General features: G+C 74.1%; 18 protein-coding genes, 1 tRNA gene and 1 pseudogene. 15 read left to right on the forward strand and 5 right to left on the reverse strand.

The window, feature by feature from the left end; translation table 11 throughout:
- Positions 1-35: 35 nt before the first annotated feature.
- Positions 36-1,313, reverse strand: coding sequence for an MFS transporter (locus tag K7640_RS18665; protein ID WP_222956146.1), 1,278 nt, complete (start codon positions 1,311-1,313; stop codon positions 36-38).
- On the reverse strand, positions 1,310-2,638 hold the full coding sequence (locus K7640_RS18670) for a GH1 family beta-glucosidase (RefSeq protein ID WP_222956147.1): 1,329 nt from the start codon (positions 2,636-2,638) through the stop codon (positions 1,310-1,312). Before K7640_RS18670 ends, K7640_RS18665 begins: the two co-directional genes overlap by 4 nt.
- Positions 2,639-2,826: 188 nt before the next feature.
- Here K7640_RS18670 and K7640_RS18675 point away from each other — a divergent pair, with 188 nt between their 5' ends.
- Entirely contained in the window at positions 2,827-3,273 is a 447-nt protein-coding gene (locus K7640_RS18675; RefSeq protein WP_222956148.1) for an SRPBCC domain-containing protein, read from the forward strand.
- Between the two features lie 412 nt (positions 3,274-3,685).
- Complete coding sequence (locus K7640_RS18680) at positions 3,686-4,384, forward strand: MBL fold metallo-hydrolase (protein WP_222956149.1); 699 nt, start codon at positions 3,686-3,688, stop codon at positions 4,382-4,384.
- Positions 4,385-4,769: 385 nt separating this feature from the next.
- Here the strand turns inward: K7640_RS18680 and aceE are convergent, their stop codons facing one another.
- Positions 4,770-7,514 carry a pyruvate dehydrogenase (acetyl-transferring), homodimeric type gene (gene aceE / locus K7640_RS18685; protein ID WP_222956150.1) on the reverse strand — a complete coding sequence of 915 codons (2,745 nt, stop codon included), beginning with the start codon at positions 7,512-7,514 and terminating at the stop codon, positions 4,770-4,772.
- 161 nt (positions 7,515-7,675) lie between these two features.
- On the opposite strand from aceE, the gene K7640_RS18690 reads away from it, so the two are divergent.
- Positions 7,676-7,960 (forward strand): hypothetical protein, encoded by a 285-nt coding sequence (locus K7640_RS18690; RefSeq protein ID WP_222956151.1) that lies wholly within the window; start codon positions 7,676-7,678, stop codon positions 7,958-7,960.
- Between the two features lie 23 nt (positions 7,961-7,983).
- The gene (locus K7640_RS18695; RefSeq protein WP_222956152.1) at positions 7,984-8,388 is read left to right on the forward strand and encodes a YjbQ family protein; all 405 of its coding nucleotides are present in this window, start codon (positions 7,984-7,986) and stop codon (positions 8,386-8,388) included.
- Positions 8,389-8,468: 80 nt separating this feature from the next.
- On the opposite strand, the gene K7640_RS18700 is transcribed toward K7640_RS18695, so the two are convergent.
- Positions 8,469-9,287: an AraC family transcriptional regulator gene (locus tag K7640_RS18700; protein ID WP_222956153.1), complete on the reverse strand. Its 819-nt coding sequence runs from the start codon at positions 9,285-9,287 to the stop codon at positions 8,469-8,471.
- 91 nt (positions 9,288-9,378) lie between these two features.
- Between K7640_RS18700 and K7640_RS18705 the strand changes: the two genes are divergently transcribed.
- The 11 genes and pseudogenes from K7640_RS18705 (at position 9,379) to K7640_RS18750 (ending at position 17,922) form a co-directional block, all read left to right on the forward strand.
- The gene (locus K7640_RS18705) at positions 9,379-10,794 is read left to right on the forward strand and encodes an MFS transporter (RefSeq protein WP_222956154.1); all 1,416 of its coding nucleotides are present in this window, start codon (positions 9,379-9,381) and stop codon (positions 10,792-10,794) included.
- A 53-nt stretch (positions 10,795-10,847) separates the two neighbouring features.
- Positions 10,848-11,378, forward strand: a complete 531-nt coding sequence (locus tag K7640_RS18710) for a MarR family winged helix-turn-helix transcriptional regulator (protein ID WP_222956155.1) — start codon at positions 10,848-10,850, stop codon at positions 11,376-11,378.
- A pseudogene (locus K7640_RS30865) lies at positions 11,378-11,860 on the forward strand (transketolase); the annotation flags it as partial. The gene K7640_RS18710 and the pseudogene K7640_RS30865, both read left to right, overlap by 1 nt.
- A complete protein-coding gene (locus tag K7640_RS18715) occupies positions 11,858-14,197 on the forward strand; it encodes a transketolase C-terminal domain-containing protein (RefSeq protein WP_374198104.1) in 2,340 nt (779 codons plus the stop codon). The pseudogene K7640_RS30865 and the gene K7640_RS18715, both read left to right, overlap by 3 nt.
- A gap of 113 nt (positions 14,198-14,310) precedes the next feature.
- Entirely contained in the window at positions 14,311-14,748 is a 438-nt protein-coding gene (locus tag K7640_RS18720; protein WP_222956157.1) for a DUF3052 domain-containing protein, read from the forward strand.
- A gap of 80 nt (positions 14,749-14,828) precedes the next feature.
- Positions 14,829-15,296 (forward strand): peroxiredoxin, encoded by a 468-nt coding sequence (locus tag K7640_RS18725; protein ID WP_222956158.1) that lies wholly within the window; start codon positions 14,829-14,831, stop codon positions 15,294-15,296.
- Positions 15,297-15,377: 81 nt separating this feature from the next.
- Positions 15,378-15,449, forward strand: a tRNA-Val gene (locus tag K7640_RS18730).
- Between the two features lie 134 nt (positions 15,450-15,583).
- Positions 15,584-16,021, forward strand: coding sequence for a MarR family winged helix-turn-helix transcriptional regulator (locus K7640_RS18735; RefSeq protein ID WP_222956159.1), 438 nt, complete (start codon positions 15,584-15,586; stop codon positions 16,019-16,021).
- Positions 16,022-16,046: 25 nt separating this feature from the next.
- Positions 16,047-16,532 (forward strand): hypothetical protein, encoded by a 486-nt coding sequence (locus tag K7640_RS18740; RefSeq protein ID WP_222956160.1) that lies wholly within the window; start codon positions 16,047-16,049, stop codon positions 16,530-16,532.
- A 135-nt stretch (positions 16,533-16,667) separates the two neighbouring features.
- Positions 16,668-17,630, forward strand: a complete 963-nt coding sequence (locus K7640_RS18745; protein WP_222956161.1) for an FAD-binding oxidoreductase — start codon at positions 16,668-16,670, stop codon at positions 17,628-17,630.
- A 79-nt stretch (positions 17,631-17,709) separates the two neighbouring features.
- A complete protein-coding gene (locus K7640_RS18750) occupies positions 17,710-17,922 on the forward strand; it encodes a hypothetical protein (RefSeq protein WP_222956162.1) in 213 nt (70 codons plus the stop codon).
- On the opposite strand, the gene K7640_RS18755 is transcribed toward K7640_RS18750, so the two are convergent.
- Positions 17,919-18,338 carry a VOC family protein gene (locus tag K7640_RS18755; RefSeq protein WP_222956163.1) on the reverse strand — a complete coding sequence of 140 codons (420 nt, stop codon included), beginning with the start codon at positions 18,336-18,338 and terminating at the stop codon, positions 17,919-17,921. The two genes, K7640_RS18750 and K7640_RS18755, sit on opposite strands and share 4 nt — an antisense overlap.
- Between the last annotated feature and the right edge of the window lie 4 nt (positions 18,339-18,342).

Consider the following 18,342-nt stretch of genomic DNA (forward strand, 5'->3'; position numbering starts at 1 on the left):
CGCATTCGGTATAGGCGGGGCCCCCTGTTAACACCTCAGGGCACCGAGCGGATCTTCAACACCAGCACGCTGCCCAGGACGGTGACCGCCGCGGTGGCCGCGTACAGGGCCGGGTAGCCGCCCAGGTGCACCACGATCGGGGCGGACAGCGCCGGGCCGAGCACCTGGGGCGCCGAGTTGGCGATGTTGATCACGCCGAGGTCCTTGGCCCGGTCGGTGGCGGCGGGCAGCACCTGGGTGATCAGCGCGGCGTCCACCGCCAGGTAGACCCCGTAGCCGGCGCCGAGCAGCAGCGCGGCGGCGACCGCCATCGGCCAGCGCGGTGCCAGTGCCAGCAGCAGCGCGGCCACCGCCATGATCCCGCCGGAGGTGATCACGAAGACCTTCCGCCGGCCGGTACGGTCCGACAGCCGCCCGGCGACCACGGCGGTGAGCATCATGCCGAGCGTGTAGAGCAGGATCAGCACCAGCAGCCCGCCCTCGGGGTCCGCCACGCCGACCCCGTCGGTGAGGAAGTAGAGCAGGTAGAGGGTGCCGAGCGCGTTGCCGAGCTGGACCAGGAACCGGGTGATCCAGGCCCAGGCGAAGTCGGGGTGCCGGCGCGGGTCGATCCACATCGAGGCGGCCAGGGTCCGCAGCCGCAGCGCCGACCGGTGCTCCCGGGGCAGCGGGTCGTCGGCGGTGAGCAGCGCGAACGGCAGCGACAGCAGCAGCACCGCGGCGGCGATCGCGGCGTACCCGGCGGCGTTGCCGGTGACCACGGCGGTGACCAGCACCGCGCCGAGCACCAGGCCGAGCGCCTGCGGGATGCCCACCCAGCCGGAGACGCCGCCGCGCTGGACGACCGGCACCCGGTCCGGGATGGCCGCGGTCAGGCTGGCCAGCATCGCGTTGAAGCAGACCTGCGCGGCGACCCAGCCCAGCGCCACCCCGGCGATGGTGTCCTGCCGGGCCAGCAGCAGCAGGGCCGCCGCGCCGAGCACCGCCCCGGTGGCGGTCCAGACGTGCCGCCGGCCGAGGTGCCGGCCGCCCAGCCGCAGCACCGTCCGGTCCGACAGCGCCCCGGCGAGCGGGTTGGCGAGGACCGCGGCGAGCGCGCCGAGGCCGGTGACGACGGCCAGCATCGCCTCCTTGTCGGCCGGCGCGATCCGCTCCACCTGCTGCGGCAGCAGCACCTGGATCGGGGTGAAGAAGGCCATCCAGACGCCGAGGTTCGCCGCGAAGATCAGGGCGATCCAGCTCCGCCGGACCGGCACGGTCGGTTCGGCCAGCGCCGCCGGCAGCGACGCCGGCGTCGGGTTCACCGTGGTCACGGCCGGATCAGATCCCGCAACCAGGCGTACGACGACTTCGGGGTACGCGCCTGGGTGGCGAAGTCCACGTGCACCAGCCCGAACCGCTTGGTGAACCCCTCGGCCCACTCCCAGTTGTCCAGCAGCGACCAGACGAAGTATCCGGTCACGTCCACCCCGGCGTCGATCGCCTCCCGCACCGCGCGCAGGTGCCCGTCGAGGTACGCGATCCGCTCCGGGTCGGGCACCCGCCCGTCGGCGTCCGGGGTGTCGTCGTACGCGCAGCCGCTCTCGGTGACCTGGATCGGCGGCAGCGTGTCGCCGTACCGGTCGCGGAGCCCCACGAGCAGGTCGCGCAGCCCGTCCGGGACGACCGGCCAGTCGAAGGCGGTGCGCGGGTACCCGTCCAGCGGCACGATCTCGAACGGCAGCGGCGAGTCCGCCTCTGCGGCCCGGATGCCGGTCGGGTTGTAGTAGTTCACCCCGAGCACGTCGATCGGGGCGGCGATCACCGCCAGGTCGCCGTCGCGCACCACGTTGAGGTCGAGGCCCGGCGCGTCGGGGTAGCCCAGCCCGAGCAGCGGGTCGGTGAAGAGCCGGTTGTGCAGCGCGTCGTACGCCGCCCCGGCGGTCCGGTCGGCGTCGGTGCCGCCGGCGAGCCGGACCGGGGAGTAGTTGTTCGCGATCGCCACCGGGCTGGCGCTGCGGGCCCGCAGCGCGGACACCGCGAGCCCGTGGCCGAGCAGTTGGTGGTGGGCCACCGGGAAGGCGTCGAAGAGCAGCATCCGGCCCGGGGCGTGCACCCCCATGCCGTGCCCGAGGCTCATGTGGATGAACGGCTCGTTCAGGGTGATCCAGAGTTTGACCCGGTCGCCGAGCCGGGCGGCGACCAGGTCGGCGTACTCGGCGAAGCGGGCGGCGGTGTCCCGGGCCAGCCAGCCACCGGCGTCTTCGAGCGCCTGCGGCAGGTCCCAGTGGAAGAGGGTGGCCACCGGGTCCACGCCCACGCCCAGCAGCGCGTCCACCAGCCGGTCGTAGAAGTCGAGCCCGGCCGGGTTGGCCGGGCCGCTCCCGGTCGGCTGCACCCGGGGCCAGGCGATCGAGAACCGGTACGCGGACACCCCGAGCCCGGCCAGCAGCGCGACGTCCTCGGCGTACCGGTGGTAGTGGTCGCAGGCCACGTCGCCGGTGCTGCCGTCGGCGATCCGGCCGGGCGAGTGGGCGAAGGTGTCCCAGACGGACGCCCCGCGCCCGTCGGCGGACGCGGCGCCCTCGATCTGGTAGGCCGAGGTGGAGACGCCCCAGCGGAATTCGGCGGGGAACCGGGGCATCGGCGTGGTCGTCATCCACCCTCCCGCAATAAGCGAATTGTGTTCGGAACTCTAGGACCTCGCCGGTCGCTACGCCATAGGCGGCCGACGATCGGCGCGCAAGGGTTTTCGGCGTGTCTTTTCCAAACCCGTCCGGGAAAGTCCGTTTTGACGCATACAGTGATGAATATCGCGGATGTGTTTTAAGTGGGGGAAAGACAGAAATGATCCTCGTGGAACGCAGCGCCCATGTCGAGGCGCCGATCGAAGTGGTGTGGGACGTCGTGCAGCGCGCCGAGCAGTTGCCGGCCTGGCTGGCCGGGGTCCGCGCGGCGGAGGTGCTCTCCGGGGAGGGCTTCGGCCGACGACAACTGGTGCAGGCCGGTCGCGGCGCGGCGCACGAAGCCGAGGTGATCGCCTACCAGGAGCCGACCCTGATCGGCTGGCGGGAGCGGGCCAAGGGCGCCGGCGCCCGGGCCGAGGCGCGCACCGAGATCTACGTCCAGCTCACCGGGGACGAGGAAGAGGGCGGGACGATCGTGCGGCTGATCGTCGTACGCTGGCCGGCCGGCCCGGTCAAAGCCGCGCTGCTGCGGCTCGGTCTGCGTCGGGTCGGCGCCGACCTGGAGGACTCGCTGGCCCGGCTGACCGACCTGGCCGCCGTCGGCTGAGCGGCCACGTCCTCCGGCGTCACCCGCGACAACGGTGGTCCGGCGTCCCCGCCAGGGGCACCGGACCACCGTTGACTCAACCGCCCACCCCCACCGTGGCCCGCCCGCCATCGCCGCTCGCTCGCCCGCCGCCGCTCGCTCGCCCGCTGGCCGCCTGCTCGCCCGCCGCCTGCCCACCTGCTCGCCCGCCGCCGCCTGCCCGCCCGCCGCCCGCCGCCCGCCGCCCGCCGCCCGCGCCGGCCGGGTAGCCACTCGGAAGGCGACAACTTCGGTGAAGTTGCTGCCTCCGGGCGCGGGGAGGCCGCATCTTCGGTGAAGTTGCTGCCTTCGGTCGCGGCGCGGGGTGGTCGGTGCGTTCTGCCGTCGGCAGAGGGAGGGGGCGGGGTGGGTGGGGCGCTTCTAGGCTGGGGCGATGACGGATCGGCTCGGCCCGCGGTTGCACCGGGTGTTGCTCGGCGGCTTCCAGGCGTACCTCTGGCTGGACGACGACGGCGTCACCCTCGTCGACCCCGGCCCGGCCGGCTCCGGGCCGGCCATCGAGGCGGCGCTGCGTGGCCTCGGCCGCGCCCGCGCCGACGTGCGTCGGGTGGTGCTCACCCACTTCCATGACGACCATGCCGGGGCCGCCGCCGAGGTGGCCGGGTGGGGTGCCGTGGAGGTCGTCGCGCACGCCGCGGACGCCCCGGTGCTGCGCGGGGAGCGCCCCGGCCCGCCGCCGGCCTTCACCGCCGCCGAGCGGGAGCTGCACGCCCGGGTCGCCGCCGGACTGCCCCCGGCGCCGCCGGTACGCGTCGACCGTGAGGTGGTCGACGGCGACCTGCTCGACCTCGGCGGCGGCGCCGAGGTGGTGGGCACGCCGGGCCATACCGACGGCAGCATCGCGCTGCACCTGCCCGGGCACCGGGTGCTCTTCACCGGCGACGTCGCGGCCGAGTACGCGGGGCAGGTGATCTTCGGCGTCTTCCACACCGACCGCGCCCGGGCGGCCGAGTCGTTCCGCCGCCTGGCCGCCCTCGACGCCGACCTGGCCTGCTTCGGCCACGGCGAGCCCGCCCTGACCGCCGCCCGCGACCGCCTCCGCGCCGCCCTGCCCACCCTCGCCGCCGCCTGATCCCCGTCCCGCCCGCTCACCCGCGCTCACCCGCGCCCGCGCTCACCCGCGCCCGCGCTCACCCGCGCCCGCGCTCACCCGCGCCCGCGCTCACCCGCGCCGCCGGCTGCACCTGCGCCGCCCGCGCGCCCGCGCCCCGTTCGCTGCGGACCGCGCGCCGGTCAAGATCGCGCAATTTCCTGGATGTAGTGGCCTTGTCACCAGGTCGAGGCCACTACTTCCCGGATCGAGCGTGATCATGGAAGTGCACGGCAGCCGCCCGACCTCGTCGAGGCCACTACATTCAGGATCGAGCGTGATCACGGAAGGGCACGGCAGCCGCCCGACCTCAGCGACGACGAAGGGGCCCGGCGCGGGAAGCGCCGGGCCCTTCAATCGGTACGACCTAGCTGTCGCCGCCGGTCTCGCCGACCGGGGCGGCGTTGACGTCGTCCAGCGCGTACTTCTTGGCGGCCTCGGCCGGCACGTTCGCCGGCACCGCCTTGCGCAGGGCGAGCTGCCGCAGCGTCGCGACCACCACCGACTCGGCGTCGACGTGGAAGTGGCGGCGCAGCGCGTGCCGGGTGTCGGACATGCCGAACCCGTCGGTGCCGAGCGAGGTGTAGTCGCCGGGCACCCAGCGGGCGATCAGGTCCGGCACCGCGCGCATCCAGTCGCTGACCGCGACCTTCGGCCCGTCCGCGTCGGCCAGCTTCTGCTGTACGTAGGGCACCTTCGGCTCGCTGCCCGGGTTGAGCAGGTTGTGCTCCTCGCACGTCACCGCGTCCCGGCGCAGCTCGGTCCAGGAGGTCACCGACCAGACGTCGGCGGCCACCCCCCAGTCCTGGGCGAGCAGCTCCTGCGCCTTGAGCGCCCACTGCATGCCGGTGCCGGAGGCCAGGATCTGCGCCGTCGGCGCGTCACCGTCCACCTTCGGCGCGGGGGAGTAGCGGTAGATGCCCTTGAGCAGGCCCTCCACGTCCACGTCGGAGGGTTCCGCCGGCTGGTGGATCGGCTCGTTGTAGACGGTGAGGTAGTAGAAGATGTTCTCCTGCCCCTCGCCGTACATCCGGTGCAGGCCGTTCTCCATGATGTGCGCCAGCTCGTACGCGAACGCCGCGTCGTAGGCGACCACCGCCGGGTTGGTGGCGGCCAGCAGCAGCGAGTGGCCGTCCTCGTGCTGGAGGCCCTCACCGTTGAGCGTGGTCCGCCCGGCGGTCGCGCCGAGCACGAAGCCCCGCGCCATCTGGTCGGCTGCCGCCCAGAACCCGTCGCCGGTGCGCTGGAAGCCGAACATCGAGTAGAAGATGTACAGCGGGATCATCGGCTCGCCGTGGGTGGCGTACGAGGTGCCGGCCGCGGTGAACGAGGCCACCGAACCTGCCTCGTTGATCCCCTCGTGCAGGATCTGGCCGGTGGTCGACTCCTTGTACGACAGGAACAGCTCCCGGTCCACCGAGGTGTACCGCTGGCCGTGCGGCGAGTAGATCTTCGCCGTCGGGAAGAGCGAGTCCATGCCGAAGGTCCGGGCCTCGTCCGGGATGATCGGCACCCAGCGCTTGCCGAACTCCTTGTCCTTCAGCACGTCCTTGAGCAGCCGGACGAAGGCCATCGTGGTGGCCACCTTCTGCTTGCCCGAGCCGCGCTTGACGTCGGAGAACCGCTCGCTGCCCGGGATCGACAGCACCTTGTGGCTGGTGTTGCGCGACGGCAGGTAGCCGCCGAGCTGCTGCCGCCGCTCCTTGAGGTATGCCAGCTCGTCGGACTTCTCGTCGAGCGAGTAGTACGGCGGGAGGTACGGGTTCTCCTCCAGCTGCTTGTCCGGGATGTCCAGGTAGAGGCGGTCGCGGAAGAGCTTCAAGTCCTCCAGCGTCAGCTTCTTCATCTGGTGGGTGGCGTTGCGGGCCTCGAAGTGCGAGCCCAGCGTCCAGCCCTTGATGGTCTTGGCGAGGATCACCGTCGGCTGGCCGGTGTGCTCCATCGCCGCCTTGTAGGCCGCGTAGAGCTTGCGGTAGTCGTGCCCGCCCCGCTTGAGGTTCCAGATCTCGTCGTCGCTGAGCTGCTCGACCATCTTGCGAGTGCGCGGGTCGCGGCCGAAGAAGTGCTCCCGCACGTACGCCCCGGACTCCGCCTTGTAGGTCTGGTAGTCGCCGTCGGGCGTGGTGTTCATCAGGTTGACAAGCGCGCCGTCGGTGTCCGCCGCGAGCAGCGGGTCCCACTCCCGGCCCCAGACGACCTTGATCACGTTCCAGCCGGCGCCCCGGAAGAACGCCTCCAGCTCCTGCATCACCTTGCCGTTGCCGCGGACCGGGCCGTCCAGGCGCTGCAGGTTGCAGTTGATCACGAAGGTGAGGTTGTCCAGCTCCTCGCGGGCGGCCACGCCGATCGCGCCGAGCGACTCGACCTCGTCCATCTCGCCGTCGCCGAGGAACGCCCAGACGTGCTGCTGGGAGGTGTCCTTGATGCCGCGGTGGTGCAGGTACCGGTTGAACCGGGCCTGGTAGATCGCGTTCAGCGGGCCGAGGCCCATGGACACCGTGGGGAACTCCCAGAAGTCCGGCATCAGCCGCGGGTGCGGGTACGACGGCAGCCCGCCACCCGGGTGGGACAGCTCCTGGCGGAACCCGTCCAACTGGTCGGCGGACAGCCGCCCCTCCAGGAAGGCCCGCGCGTACATGCCGGGGGAGGCGTGCCCCTGGTAGAAGATGTGGTCGCCGCCGCCCGGGTGGTCCTTGCCCCGGAAGAAGTGGTTGAAGCCCACCTCGTAGAGCGAGGCCGAGCTGGCGAAGGTGGAGATGTGCCCGCCCACGCCGATCTCGGGACGCTGGGCCCGGTGCACCAGCATCGCGGCGTTCCAGCGGATGTAGGCCCGCAGCCGCCGCTCGATGTGCTCGTCGCCCGGGAACCAGGGCTCCCGCTCCGGCGGGATGGTGTTGATGTAGTCGGTGGTGGTCAGGGACGGCACCCCGACCTGGCGCTCACGGGCCCGCTCGAGCAGGCGCAGCATGACGTACCGGGCGCGCTTGGTTCCGCGCTCGTCGATGACACCGTCGAGTGACTCGACCCATTCGCCGGTCTCTTCGGGGTCGATGTCCGGAAGCTGGCTCGGTAGACCAGCGGTGATCACCGGGCGCTTGCGTTCCGTAGCCACAGGCGTTCCCTCGGTTGTGTGTGGGACAGGTCTCTAGCGCCATCCTGCCCCCTCGTGGCACCTTGCGTCACCTCCGCCTGGCACAGACGCGACGCTGAACACAGGTACTGAGCAGTAACTTCGCCCGGGACCGACTCGACCTGGCCGGCTACCCTGCCGCCATGCGGTGGCGGCTGGTGGTCCTCGGTGTCCTGCTGTGCCTCGCCGGACCCGTGGTGGGGCTGTTCGGCGCGGACGGGCTCCGCACCGGCGACCCCGACCGACTGCTGCTCGTCTTCGCGGGCCTGATGCTGGTGGTGCTCGGCGCGGGGCTGATCCTCGACGCCCGCCGCCCGCGCCGCCCGCGCCGATCCGACGACGACTCCGGGGGCGGCGTCGGACAGCCGCCGCCCGACGGTGGCGGGACCGCCGGGGACGGCGGCGCCGAGAGCGGGGGCGGTTGGTGAGCCCGTCGGGCAGAATGCGGCGTATGCGCAGCGAGGTGATCACCGTCCAGACCGGGTCGCGGCCGACCGTCCGGGACATCACGAGCGAGGCCGAGCGGTTCGTCGCCGGCCAGGGCGACGGCCTGCTGCACGTCTTCGTGCCGCACGCCACCGCCGGCCTGGCGATCATCGAGACCGGCGCGGGCTCCGACGACGACCTGCTGCGGGCGATCGACGACCTGCTGCCCACCGACGACCGCTGGCGGCACCGGCACGGCTCGCCGGGGCACGGGCGGGACCACGTGCTGCCGGCCTTCGTGCCGCCGTACGCGACGCTGCCGGTGCTCGGCGGCCGGCTCCAGCTCGGCACCTGGCAGTCGGTCTGCCTGGTCGACACCAACGGCGACAACCCCAGCCGGCAGGTCCGCTTCTCCTTCCTGCCGGCCTGACCCCGCCCCCGCCGGCCTGACCCCCGCCCGCCGCCGGCCTGACCCCCGCCCGCCGCTGGCCGGGCGCGCGACCGCAGGTGTTAATAGGGGGCCCCTGCTCTACCGGAGGCGTTAACAAGGGGCCCTTCCTTACCCAGCAGGCGGCGGAGCTGTGCTGGGGTGTGCCCGAGTTGGGCGCGGACCGTCCGGGTCAGGTGCGCCTGGTCGGTGAAGCCCAGCTCGGCGGCGAGGTCGGCGAGGTTCGTCGCGCCCTGCTCCAGCCGGTCCAGGGCCCGGCCGACCCGCAGCCGGTTCCGGTACCGGGTCAGCGGCACCCCCACCCGCGCCTGGAACTCCCGGCTCAGCCGGTACGGCGACACCGCCAGCGCGCGGGCCAGCGGGATCAGCCCGGCGGCGGCCGGATCCTGGTCGTGCAGCGCGGCCCGGGCCCGCTCGACCAGCCGGCCGTCCCGCCCGCCGCCGGCCGGCCCGGTGGCGGCGCCGACCAGCCGGACCAGGCGCTCGGCGACGGCGTAGTCCGGGTCGCCGGCGGCGGCCGAGCGCAGCAGCAACCGGTGCGCCAGGTCCATCCGGGCGTCGACGTGCCGCACGGCCGGCGCCGGCCGGTCGGCGAAGAGGTCCCGCCACAGCCGGCCGGACAGGTGCAGCGAGGTGCAGTCGTCACCGCCGGCCGGATGGGCGAACCGCTGCTCCTCGCCGGGCACGGTCAGGTAGGCCACCGTGCGGTCGACGAATTCATCGCCGTCGCGCCCGCGCCGCCGGAAGCCGCCCCGGCGGGTGAGCACCACGCCGTGCGCCCGGCTCGGCTCCGGCGCCGACCAGCCGGCGTGGTCGTCGCGGCAGCGCACCGCGGCGATCCGGAAGTCGGGGTGCCGGGCCAGCGTGGTGACCGTCCGCATGCCGCCCAGCCTAGGGCGTCGGCCGGGTGCCGCCGGGCGCGGCGCAAGGATCGACAAGACCGGCGGCCGTACGCCCCGGCAGGGTGGCGCCATGACCGAGCCGAACCGCCGTACCGGCGCCCTGCTGGCCGTGCTGCTCACCGGCCAGGCGATGGCCTCCATGGACACCTCGATCGCGGCGGTCGCCGCGCCCGCCATCCGGGCCGACCTGGCCGGGCCGCCGGCCGTGCAGCAACTGGTGCTGGCCGGCTACACGCTCACCTTCGCCGTGCTGGTGGTCGTCGGGGCGCGGCTCGGCGCCCGGCACGGGTACGCCCGGGTCTTCCGGCTCGGCCTGGCCGGGTTCACCCTCGCCTCGCTGGCCTGCGGGCTGGCCCCCGGGGCGGTGCCGCTGGTGCTGGCCCGGGCGGCGCAGGGCGCCTGCGGGGCGCTGATGGTGCCGCAGGTGCTGTCGATGATCCAGGCGTACCTGGGCGGCGCCGCCCGGGCCCGGGCGATCGGGGCGTACTCGATGGTCCTGGCCCTCGGTGTCGCGGCCGGGCAGGTCGCCGGCGGGTTGCTGGTCAGCCTGGACCTGGGCGGGCTGACCTGGCGGACGGCGTTCCTGGTGAACGTGCCGGTCGGGGTGGCGCTGCTGGTCGCCGGTCGGCGGGTGCTGGCCGGGCTGCCGGCCGCGCCGGGCCGGCGGCAGACCCTGGACCTGCCCGGCGCGGTGCTGCTGGCGGTGGCCATGCTGATCCTGGTGCTGCCGCTGGTGCTCGGCCGGGACCTGGGCTGGCCGGGGTGGACGGCCCCGGCCGCGGCCGCCGCCGGCGCCGCCGGGCTCGGCCTCTTCCTGCGGTACGCGGCGCGGCGGTCCGCCCGGGGCGGGGACCCGCTGCTCGACGTGACCGTGCTGCGGTATCCGGGGGTGCGCGCCGGGCTGCTCGCCTGCTGCGTGGTGATGGGCTGCTACGCCGGCTTCCTCTTCGTGTTCACCCTCCGCTTGCAGGACGGGCTGGGCTTCAGCGCGCTCGCCGCCGGGCTGGCCTTCCTCCCGTACGCCGCGGGTTTCGCGCTGTGCGGCCTGGCGGTGCCCCGGCTGCCGGAGCGGGTGCGGGACCGGCTGCCGGTGGCCGGGCCGCCGGTGCTCGCGGCGGTGGTGGTGGCGGTGGCGGTGCTGGCCCGCCACGGGTGGCCCTGGCTGCCGGCCGGTGTCCTGCTGCTGGCCGGCGGGGCGGCGCACGCCGCCTCGTTCAGCCCGCTGGTCACCCGGCTGGCGGGGGCCGTGCCGGCGAGCGCGGCGGCGGCGCTGTCCGCCCTGGTCTCCACCGGCACGCTGCTCGCCGCGGTGCTGGGCGTGACGGTGATCGGCGGCCTGCACCTGGCCGGGGTGGCGGCCGGCGCGCCGACCGTCACCGCGCTCCTGCTGCTGGCCGGCGCGGCTTGCGCCCGGCTGGCCACCCGGGCGGTGCCGCCCCGGTCGGGGGTCGCGGCGTCGCCGTCCCGCGCGCCGGCGGATGCGTGACATGACCGATCATCGACAATCTCCACTATTGGTACGCCGGTATCATCTGGGGTATGGCGTCCACCGCTTCCTCCACCGGCCCCGCCGACGCGGGCCGCTCGGCGTTGGCCGGGGAGACCGTGCGCCGGATCCTGCACGTCGCCGGGGCGATCCGGCACCACCAGGACGAGGAGATCGCCGGGCTCGGCCTCACCCCGGCCGCCGCCCGCGCCCTGGGCGCACTCGACCCGGACCGTCCGCTGCCCGCCCGCGACCTCGCCGAGCAGTTGGGCTGCGACCGGTCGAACGTCACCGCCCTGGTCGACAAGCTGGAGCAGGCCGGCCTGGTCGAGCGGCGGGTCGACCCGGCCGACCGGCGGCAGAAGACCCTGCTCGTCACCGAGGCCGGTCGGGCGGTACGGGACCGGGTGCTCCGGGTGATGTCGGACTCCCGACTCCTGGCCGGGCTGGGCACCGACGAGTTGGCCGCGCTGCGCGAACTGGTCTGGAAGGTCTCCGACGGCGGGTGCCCGGGTCCTGCGGCCCGGAGTGAGCCATGCCGGGATGATCGTGTCCGACTGGGCGACCCGGCCCTGATTCGGTAATGCTGTCCCACGTGACCACGCCGCAAGATCTCGACGACCGGCTCCGGGCGGTCCTGGCCGCGCTCGCCGCCGGCCCGGACCGGCGGGACCCGGACGAGCCGGTGACCGGCACGGCCCCGCTGACCGGGCGGCAGCTGCTGGAGCTCTTCGACGCCCAGGTCACCAGCCGCCAGCTGGACCTGGCCGGGCGCTGGCTGCGCAGCTTCGGTGAGGGCTTCTACACCATCGGCTCCGCCGGTCACGAGGGCAACGCGGCGGTGGCCGCCGCGTTGCGGCCCACCGACCCCGCGCTGCTGCACTACCGCTCCGGCGCGTTCTACTGCCTGCGCGCGGCGCAGGCGGCCGGCCGGTGGCCCGCAGCCGGCCCGGGGGACGCGGCGTCGTCGGCGAACCGCCCCGACGATCCCTCGGGACGGCCGGTCGACGTCGACCCCGCCGGCTGGCGGACCGACGCCGGGCCGCCCGCCTCGCCGGCCGACCTGCCCGGCGACGGGCCGACCCACCCGGCCGGCGCTGATCGGGCCGGCGCCGACCCGACCGCCGCAGAGCCGGCCGTTGCCGATCAGGCCGCCGCCGATCGGTCCGCCGCCGACCCGACCGCCGCCGACCCGGCCGCTGCCGACCGGGCCGTTGCCGATCGGGCCGCCGCGGAGCAGGCCGTCAGCGAGACCGGCGACCCGGCCGGCGCGGGCGTCGGCGCGTCGGCGACCGGGAAACCGCGGTTCGCGCCGCCCGGTGTCGCGATCGCCGTCGACGCCACCGGCGAGGCGGTGATCGAGGCCGGCCCGTCGCCGGAGGTACCCGCCGACGTGGTCGCCGGGCCGGAGCCGCCCGGGGACGTGGCGGACGCGTACACCGAGGCGGCCCGGGACGTGCTGCGCGGCCTGGTCGCCTCGGCCCGGGAGCCGATCGCCGGTGGGCGGCACAAGGTCTTCGGCCGGGCCGATCTGGCGGTCGTCCCGACCACCTCCACCATCGCCTCGCATCTGCCCCGGGCCGTCGGGATGGGGCTGGCGCTGGAGCGGCTGCGCCGGCTGGACGGCGCCGGGCGGCGCGGCGCGGCGGAGGGCGAGGCCGGCCCCGACGACGCCACCCGCCCGCCCTGGCCGCCCGACGCGATCGTGGTCTGCTCGTTCGGGGACGCCTCGGTCAACCACGCCAGCGCCACCGCCGCGCTCAACACCGCCGGCTGGTACGACCACACCGGGCTGCGCATCCCGGTGCTGTTCGTGTGCGAGGACAACGGCCTCGGCATCAGCGTCCGGTCCCCGGAGGGCTGGGTGGCGACGGCGCTGCGGTCGAAGCCGGGGATCCGCTACTTCGCCGCGGACGGCACCGACCCGGTCGAGGCGTACGCGGGGGCGGCCGAGGCGGCGGCCTGGGTGCGCCGGCACCGGCGGCCGGCGGTGCTGCACCTGAGCACGGTACGGCTGATGGGGCACGCCGGGGCCGACGTGGAGAGCGCGTACCGCAGCGCCGACGAGATCGCCGGTGACCTGGCCCGTGACCCGCTGCTCGCCACCGCGCGGCTGCTGGTCGCCGCCGGGGTCGCCACCGGCGAGGAACTGCTGGGCCGGTACGACGCGCGGGGCTGGCAGGTGCGCCGGGTCGCCGAGGAGGTGCTCGGCGAGCCGAAGCTGGCCGCCGCGGCGGACGTGGTCGCCCCGCTGGCGCCCCGCCGGCCGGCCCGGGTGTCCCGGGCGGTGGCCGACGCGGCGACCCGGGCCGCCGGCCCGCGCGCCGCCGCGCGGGCCGAGGCGTTCGGGGGCAAGCCGCCCGAGCTGGCCGGCCCGCTCACCCTGGCGCAGAGCATCAACGCCGCGCTCGCCGACGCGATGCTCGACCACCCCCGGCTGGCCGTCTTCGGCGAGGACGTGGCCGCCAAGGGCGGGGTGTACGGGGTGACGAAGGGGCTGCGGGACCGGTTCGGGCCGGCCCGGGTCTTCGACACGCTGCTCGACGAGACGTCGATCCTCGGGCTCGGGCTGGGCGCCGGGCTGGCCGGGTTACTGCCGGTGCCGGAGATCCAGTACCTGGCGTACCTGCACAACGCCGAGGATCAGCTGCGCGGCGAGGCGGCCAGCATGCAGTTCTTCTCGCAGGGCGCGTTCCGCAACCCGATGGTGGTGCGGGTGGCCGGGCTGGCGTACCAGGAGGGGTTCGGCGGGCACTTCCACAACGACAACTCGGTGGCCGTACTCCGGGACGTGCCCGGCCTGGTGATCGCGGTGCCGGCGCGGCCGGACGACGCCGCGCCGCTGCTGCGGACCTGCCTGGCCAGCGCGGCGGTGGACGGCAGCGTCTGCGTCTTCCTGGAGCCGATCGCGCTCTATCACACCCGCGACCTGTACACGGCGGGCGACGAGGAGTGGCTCGCCGGGTACGCCGAACCGGGCGCCTGGGCGAGCGGGCACGTGCCGGTCGGCCGGGCCCGGGTGTACGGCGTCGGTTCGGCCGAGGACGTCACCATCATCACCTTCGGTAACGGGGTGCCGATGTCGCTGCGGGCGGCGGCCACCCTCGCCGACGAGGGGGTGGGCACCCGGGTGGTGGACCTGCGCTGGCTCGCCCCGCTGCCGGTGGCGGACGTCATCCGGGAGGCCACCGCGACCGGCCGGGTGCTGGTGGTGGACGAGACGCGCCGCTCCGGCGGGGTCGGCGAGGGGATCATCGCGGCCCTGGTCGACGCCGGATATGTGGGGGCGGTGAGGAGAGTGGCCGCAGTTGACTCGTTTGTACCATTAGGTCCGGCGGCGCGTCAGGTTCTGGTCTCCGAGGATGCCATTACCCAGGGTGCCCGTACGCTGCTGGCACGGTAAATTCCGTTCCACCCGGTGCGCCACTTGCGCGGGGCGGGTTTGGTGTGTGGACTTTGCCTGACGGCGTCGGTGGCGACGCCGCGAGCAGGGACGAGATGAGGAGGCACGCGACAGTGAGCGCGACCGCTGGTCAGGCCGCCGACGGGGTACGCAGCCTGGCGGACCGGTTCGGGATCGAGCCGGGGATGGTCGTCATGGAGATGGGGTACGACGACGACGTCGACCAGGATCTCCGCGACGCCCTGACCGACCGCTGTGGAGAACTTGTCGACGAGGACACCGACGAGGTGGTCGACGCGGTGCTGGTGTGGCACCGGGATGGCGACGGTGACCTGTTCGAGGTGCTCGTCGACGCCCTCGGCCCGCTGGCCGACGCCGGTGTGGTGTGGCTCCTGACGCCCAAGGCCGGGCGGGACGGGCACGTCGAGCCGAGTGAGATCGCCGAGTCCGCGCAGACCGCCGGCCTCCAGCAGACCTCCACCGTCAACGCCGGTCGGGACTGGAGCGGCGCCCGTCTCGTGCTACGCCGAGGCTCCAAGGGCCGTAAGTGACGCGGCGGGTCCAGCCCGGTCCCGCCGCGCCAGGTGTGGCAGGCTGAGCCCGTCCCAGAGGTGACCCGAGGAGTTCCCGGATGCCCATCGAGGTAGGCGCCGAGGCGCCGGACTTTGTGCTGAAGGACCAGAACAACCAGGAGGTCCGGCTCTCCGACCACCGCGGCCGGCGGGCCGTGCTGCTGGTCTTCTACCCGCTGGCGTTCACCGGCATCTGCCAGGGCGAGCTGTCCGAGCTGCGGGACAACCTCGACGAGTACGTCAACGACGACGTCCAGGTGCTGACGGTCAGCGTCGACTCGGTCTACGCCCACAAGATCTGGGCCGACCGGGAGGGCTACCAGTTCCCGCTGCTTGCCGACTTCTGGCCGCACGGCGCGGTCGCCCAGGCGTACGGCGTCTTCAACGACGTCGCCGGCATCGCCAACCGGGGCACCTTCGTGATCGACAAGGCCGGCGTGGTCCGGTTCGCCGAGATGAACATGCCGGGCGAGGCGCGGGACCAGGCGGGCTGGCGCAAGGCCCTCACCGCGACCGTGGCCGCCTGACCGACACCGGGCACACCGTTCGACCGGGCCGGAGGGCGACAGGTAAGCTAGCCTCCCTCCGGCCCGCCGTACGGGCGTTCCGGGCGCGTAGCTCAGTGGGAGAGCACTCGCCTTACAAGCGAGGGGTCGCAGGTTCGAAACCTGCCGCGCCCACCCTTCATCACTTCGAAGAGGTCCCGCTGTCGCCTGGCGTGACATCGAGCCTGCCACCTGACCTGCACGCGAGCCGACCGGGCGCAACGCGAATATGGTTGTGCGCTCGAACCATCTGGTTGTACCGTCGAACCATGCAGGACGGCGAGGTGGACACGGCGCAGAAGGCCCTGATGCGGTTCATCCGCAACTTCGGCCTCCATCAGCCCGACCGCACGCCGTGTGGGCAGCCGCTGCCTGTCTCCGAGGCACACGCCATGGTGGAGATCGCCGGAGCGGGGCGGATCCGTCAGGTGGAGTTGGCACGCCGGCTGCGGTTGGAGAAGAGCACCGTCAGTCGCCTGACCGCCAACCTGGTGGGCCGCGGGTGGGTGGACCGGGAGGCCGCCGCCGGTGACGGTCGCGGCGTGCTGCTCGTACTCACCGATGCCGGAGCCGCTGCGGCGGCTCGGCTTGCCGACGCGCGCCGCGACCGACTCACCGCCCTACTCGATCGCATCCCCGGCGAGCAGCGCTCCGCGGTGGTGCGCGCGCTACAGACCCTTGCGGAGGCCGCTGATGGACCGTCCTGACCGCCCCTACGCTCGTAGGGGGACCGTGCTGCTGGTGGTGGCGACCGCCGTCGCGGCGCTGAGTGCTGGCTGCTCCGGTGGCTCGTCGACACCGACGCCGGCTTCGTCCAGCCGCCAGGTGGAGGTGGCCGAGCGGGGTGCGTCCGTCATGCCGTTCGACCTGGACCGCACCACACACCAGTTCACCAAGACCGACGGCGGTGGCGTGCAGACGGTCGTCGCCGACGACCCGCAGGACACCACCCAGATGAGCCTCATCCGGCAACACCTGACCGAAGAGGTTGACCGCTTCCGGCGCGGCGACTTCACCGATCCCGGCCGTATCCACGGCCAGAAGATGCCCGGCCTGGAAGCGCTTCGCGGTCACGGCGGGCGGATCACGATCGACTACGAGACCACCGCCGATGGCGGGCGCATCACCTACACCACCACCGACCCGGGGCTTCGCGACGCGCTGCACGTGTGGTTCGACGCCCAGGTCAGCGATCACGGCCAGCACGCCACCAACTGAGCGCCTCCGAGGTCCGCTTCCCGCCGAGCCGACGTCGGGCTTCGCGCCCGGCCGGGCGGGGCGCGGAGACGGCGGCTGTTGTGGACAATGCTCGTCAGGAGAGAGTCGACCGCCGCCGCATTCGGGGGATCCGCGATGACCCTACGTCCAGACGTCGTCGTCCTCGGTTGCGGCGTCACCGGCCTCAGCACCGCCATCCGCCTGGTCGAGGGCGGTGCGCGGGTGCTGATCCGCACCGCGGCCCCACCCGCGCGGACGACGTCGAGCCTGGCCTCGGCGCTCGTCGGCCCGAACCTGTCGCCGCCCGACGACCCGCAGCGCGCCTGGACCGAGGAGACCCTGCGGGTGCTGCGCGACGAGCCGATGCCGGGCGTGACGCTGCGGGAGGGCACGCTCGCCGCCCGCCCCGCCGGGGCCACGCCGCCGTTCGCGGAGCGGACGCTGGGCTTCCGGCCACTCGACGACGATGAGCGCCCGACCGGGTTCGGCACCGCCTTCACCGTCCGCCTGCCGCTCGTCGACATGCCCGTCTACCTCGCCCACCTGCTGCAACGCTTCCAGGGCGCCGGCGGCGAGGTGCGCGAGGAGCCGGTGGGATCGCTCGGGGAGGCCGCCGCCGTGGCCCCGGTGGTGGTCAACTGCACCGGGCTTGCCGCGCGGCACCTGACCGACGACGCCGAGCTCCATCCCGTACGCGGGCCCAGGATCGTGGTGCGCAATCCCGGCATCGAGCGGTTCTTCATGGAGGCGCCGATGACGCCGACCTGGGCGTCGATCTTCCCGCACGGCGACCACGTGGTGCTCGGCGGCGCGCAGCGGCGCAGCGAGGACACCACGCCGGACCCGGCGGAGGAGGCCGACATCGTGGCGCGGTGCGCGCGGATCGAACCCGCGCTGACCGACGCGGAGGTGATCGAGCACCGGGTGGGGCTGCGACCGGGCCGGCCGGTGCCGCGGGTGGCGGCCGAGCGGCGCGGCGACGCCCTGGTGGTGCACAACTACGGCCACGCCGGCAGCGGCGTCATGCTGTCCTGGGGGTGCGCCCGGGACGCGGCGGCGCTGGCGCTGGGCGGGCGGACCGACCGGTCCGCCGAGTGAGGGGAACGCCGGTATGTCGACCGAGCCACAACCGGGCGTCGCTCCCGCGGACCAGCGCGTCCGCCATCGCGGGGAGCCGGTGACGCTGACGGTCGACGGGCAGGAGTTCCGGGTACGCGTCCGGGTGGGCGAGCCGCGCACGTACGACTTCGACTGGCTCACCGGGCCGCACGAGTACGGCTTCGCGCTCTCCGGCCCGCGCGACCTGGTGTTGAGCCACGCCGAGATGACGCAGGCCATCCGCGACTTCCTCGCGCAGATCGACCCGGCCACGGGCTACCTCGCGGACTAGACCTCGTGCCCGCCGTCGCGGCGCGGCGCGGCGGTGGGCCCCCGCAGGTCCGCCCCCGCCGGCTCCCAGAGCTGGATCGGGTTGCCCTCCGGGTCGCGCAGGCTGGCGAACCGTCCGTTCGGGTACTCCTCGGGGTCGACCTCCACCGCCACGCCGGCGCCCCGCAGCTGCCCGACCATGGCGTCCAGGTCGGACACCCGGAAGTTCAACGACCAGGAGTGGGCCGGGCCGCCGAAGTGGTCGGACTCCGCGTCCATGGCCGCCAGGACGGTCGGCCCCGGTCGCTGCCACCAGGACGACACGTCGTACGACTCCGGCGCCGGGTCGATCCCGAGGTGGGTGACGTACCAGTGGTTCAGCCGGTCAGGATCCTGGGCCCGGAAGAACACTCCACCGATGCCGGTCACCCGTTCCATGGTT

It is taken from the genome of Micromonospora sp. PLK6-60, from assembly GCF_019890675.1.
Lineage (GTDB): Bacteria > Actinomycetota > Actinomycetes > Mycobacteriales > Micromonosporaceae > Micromonospora.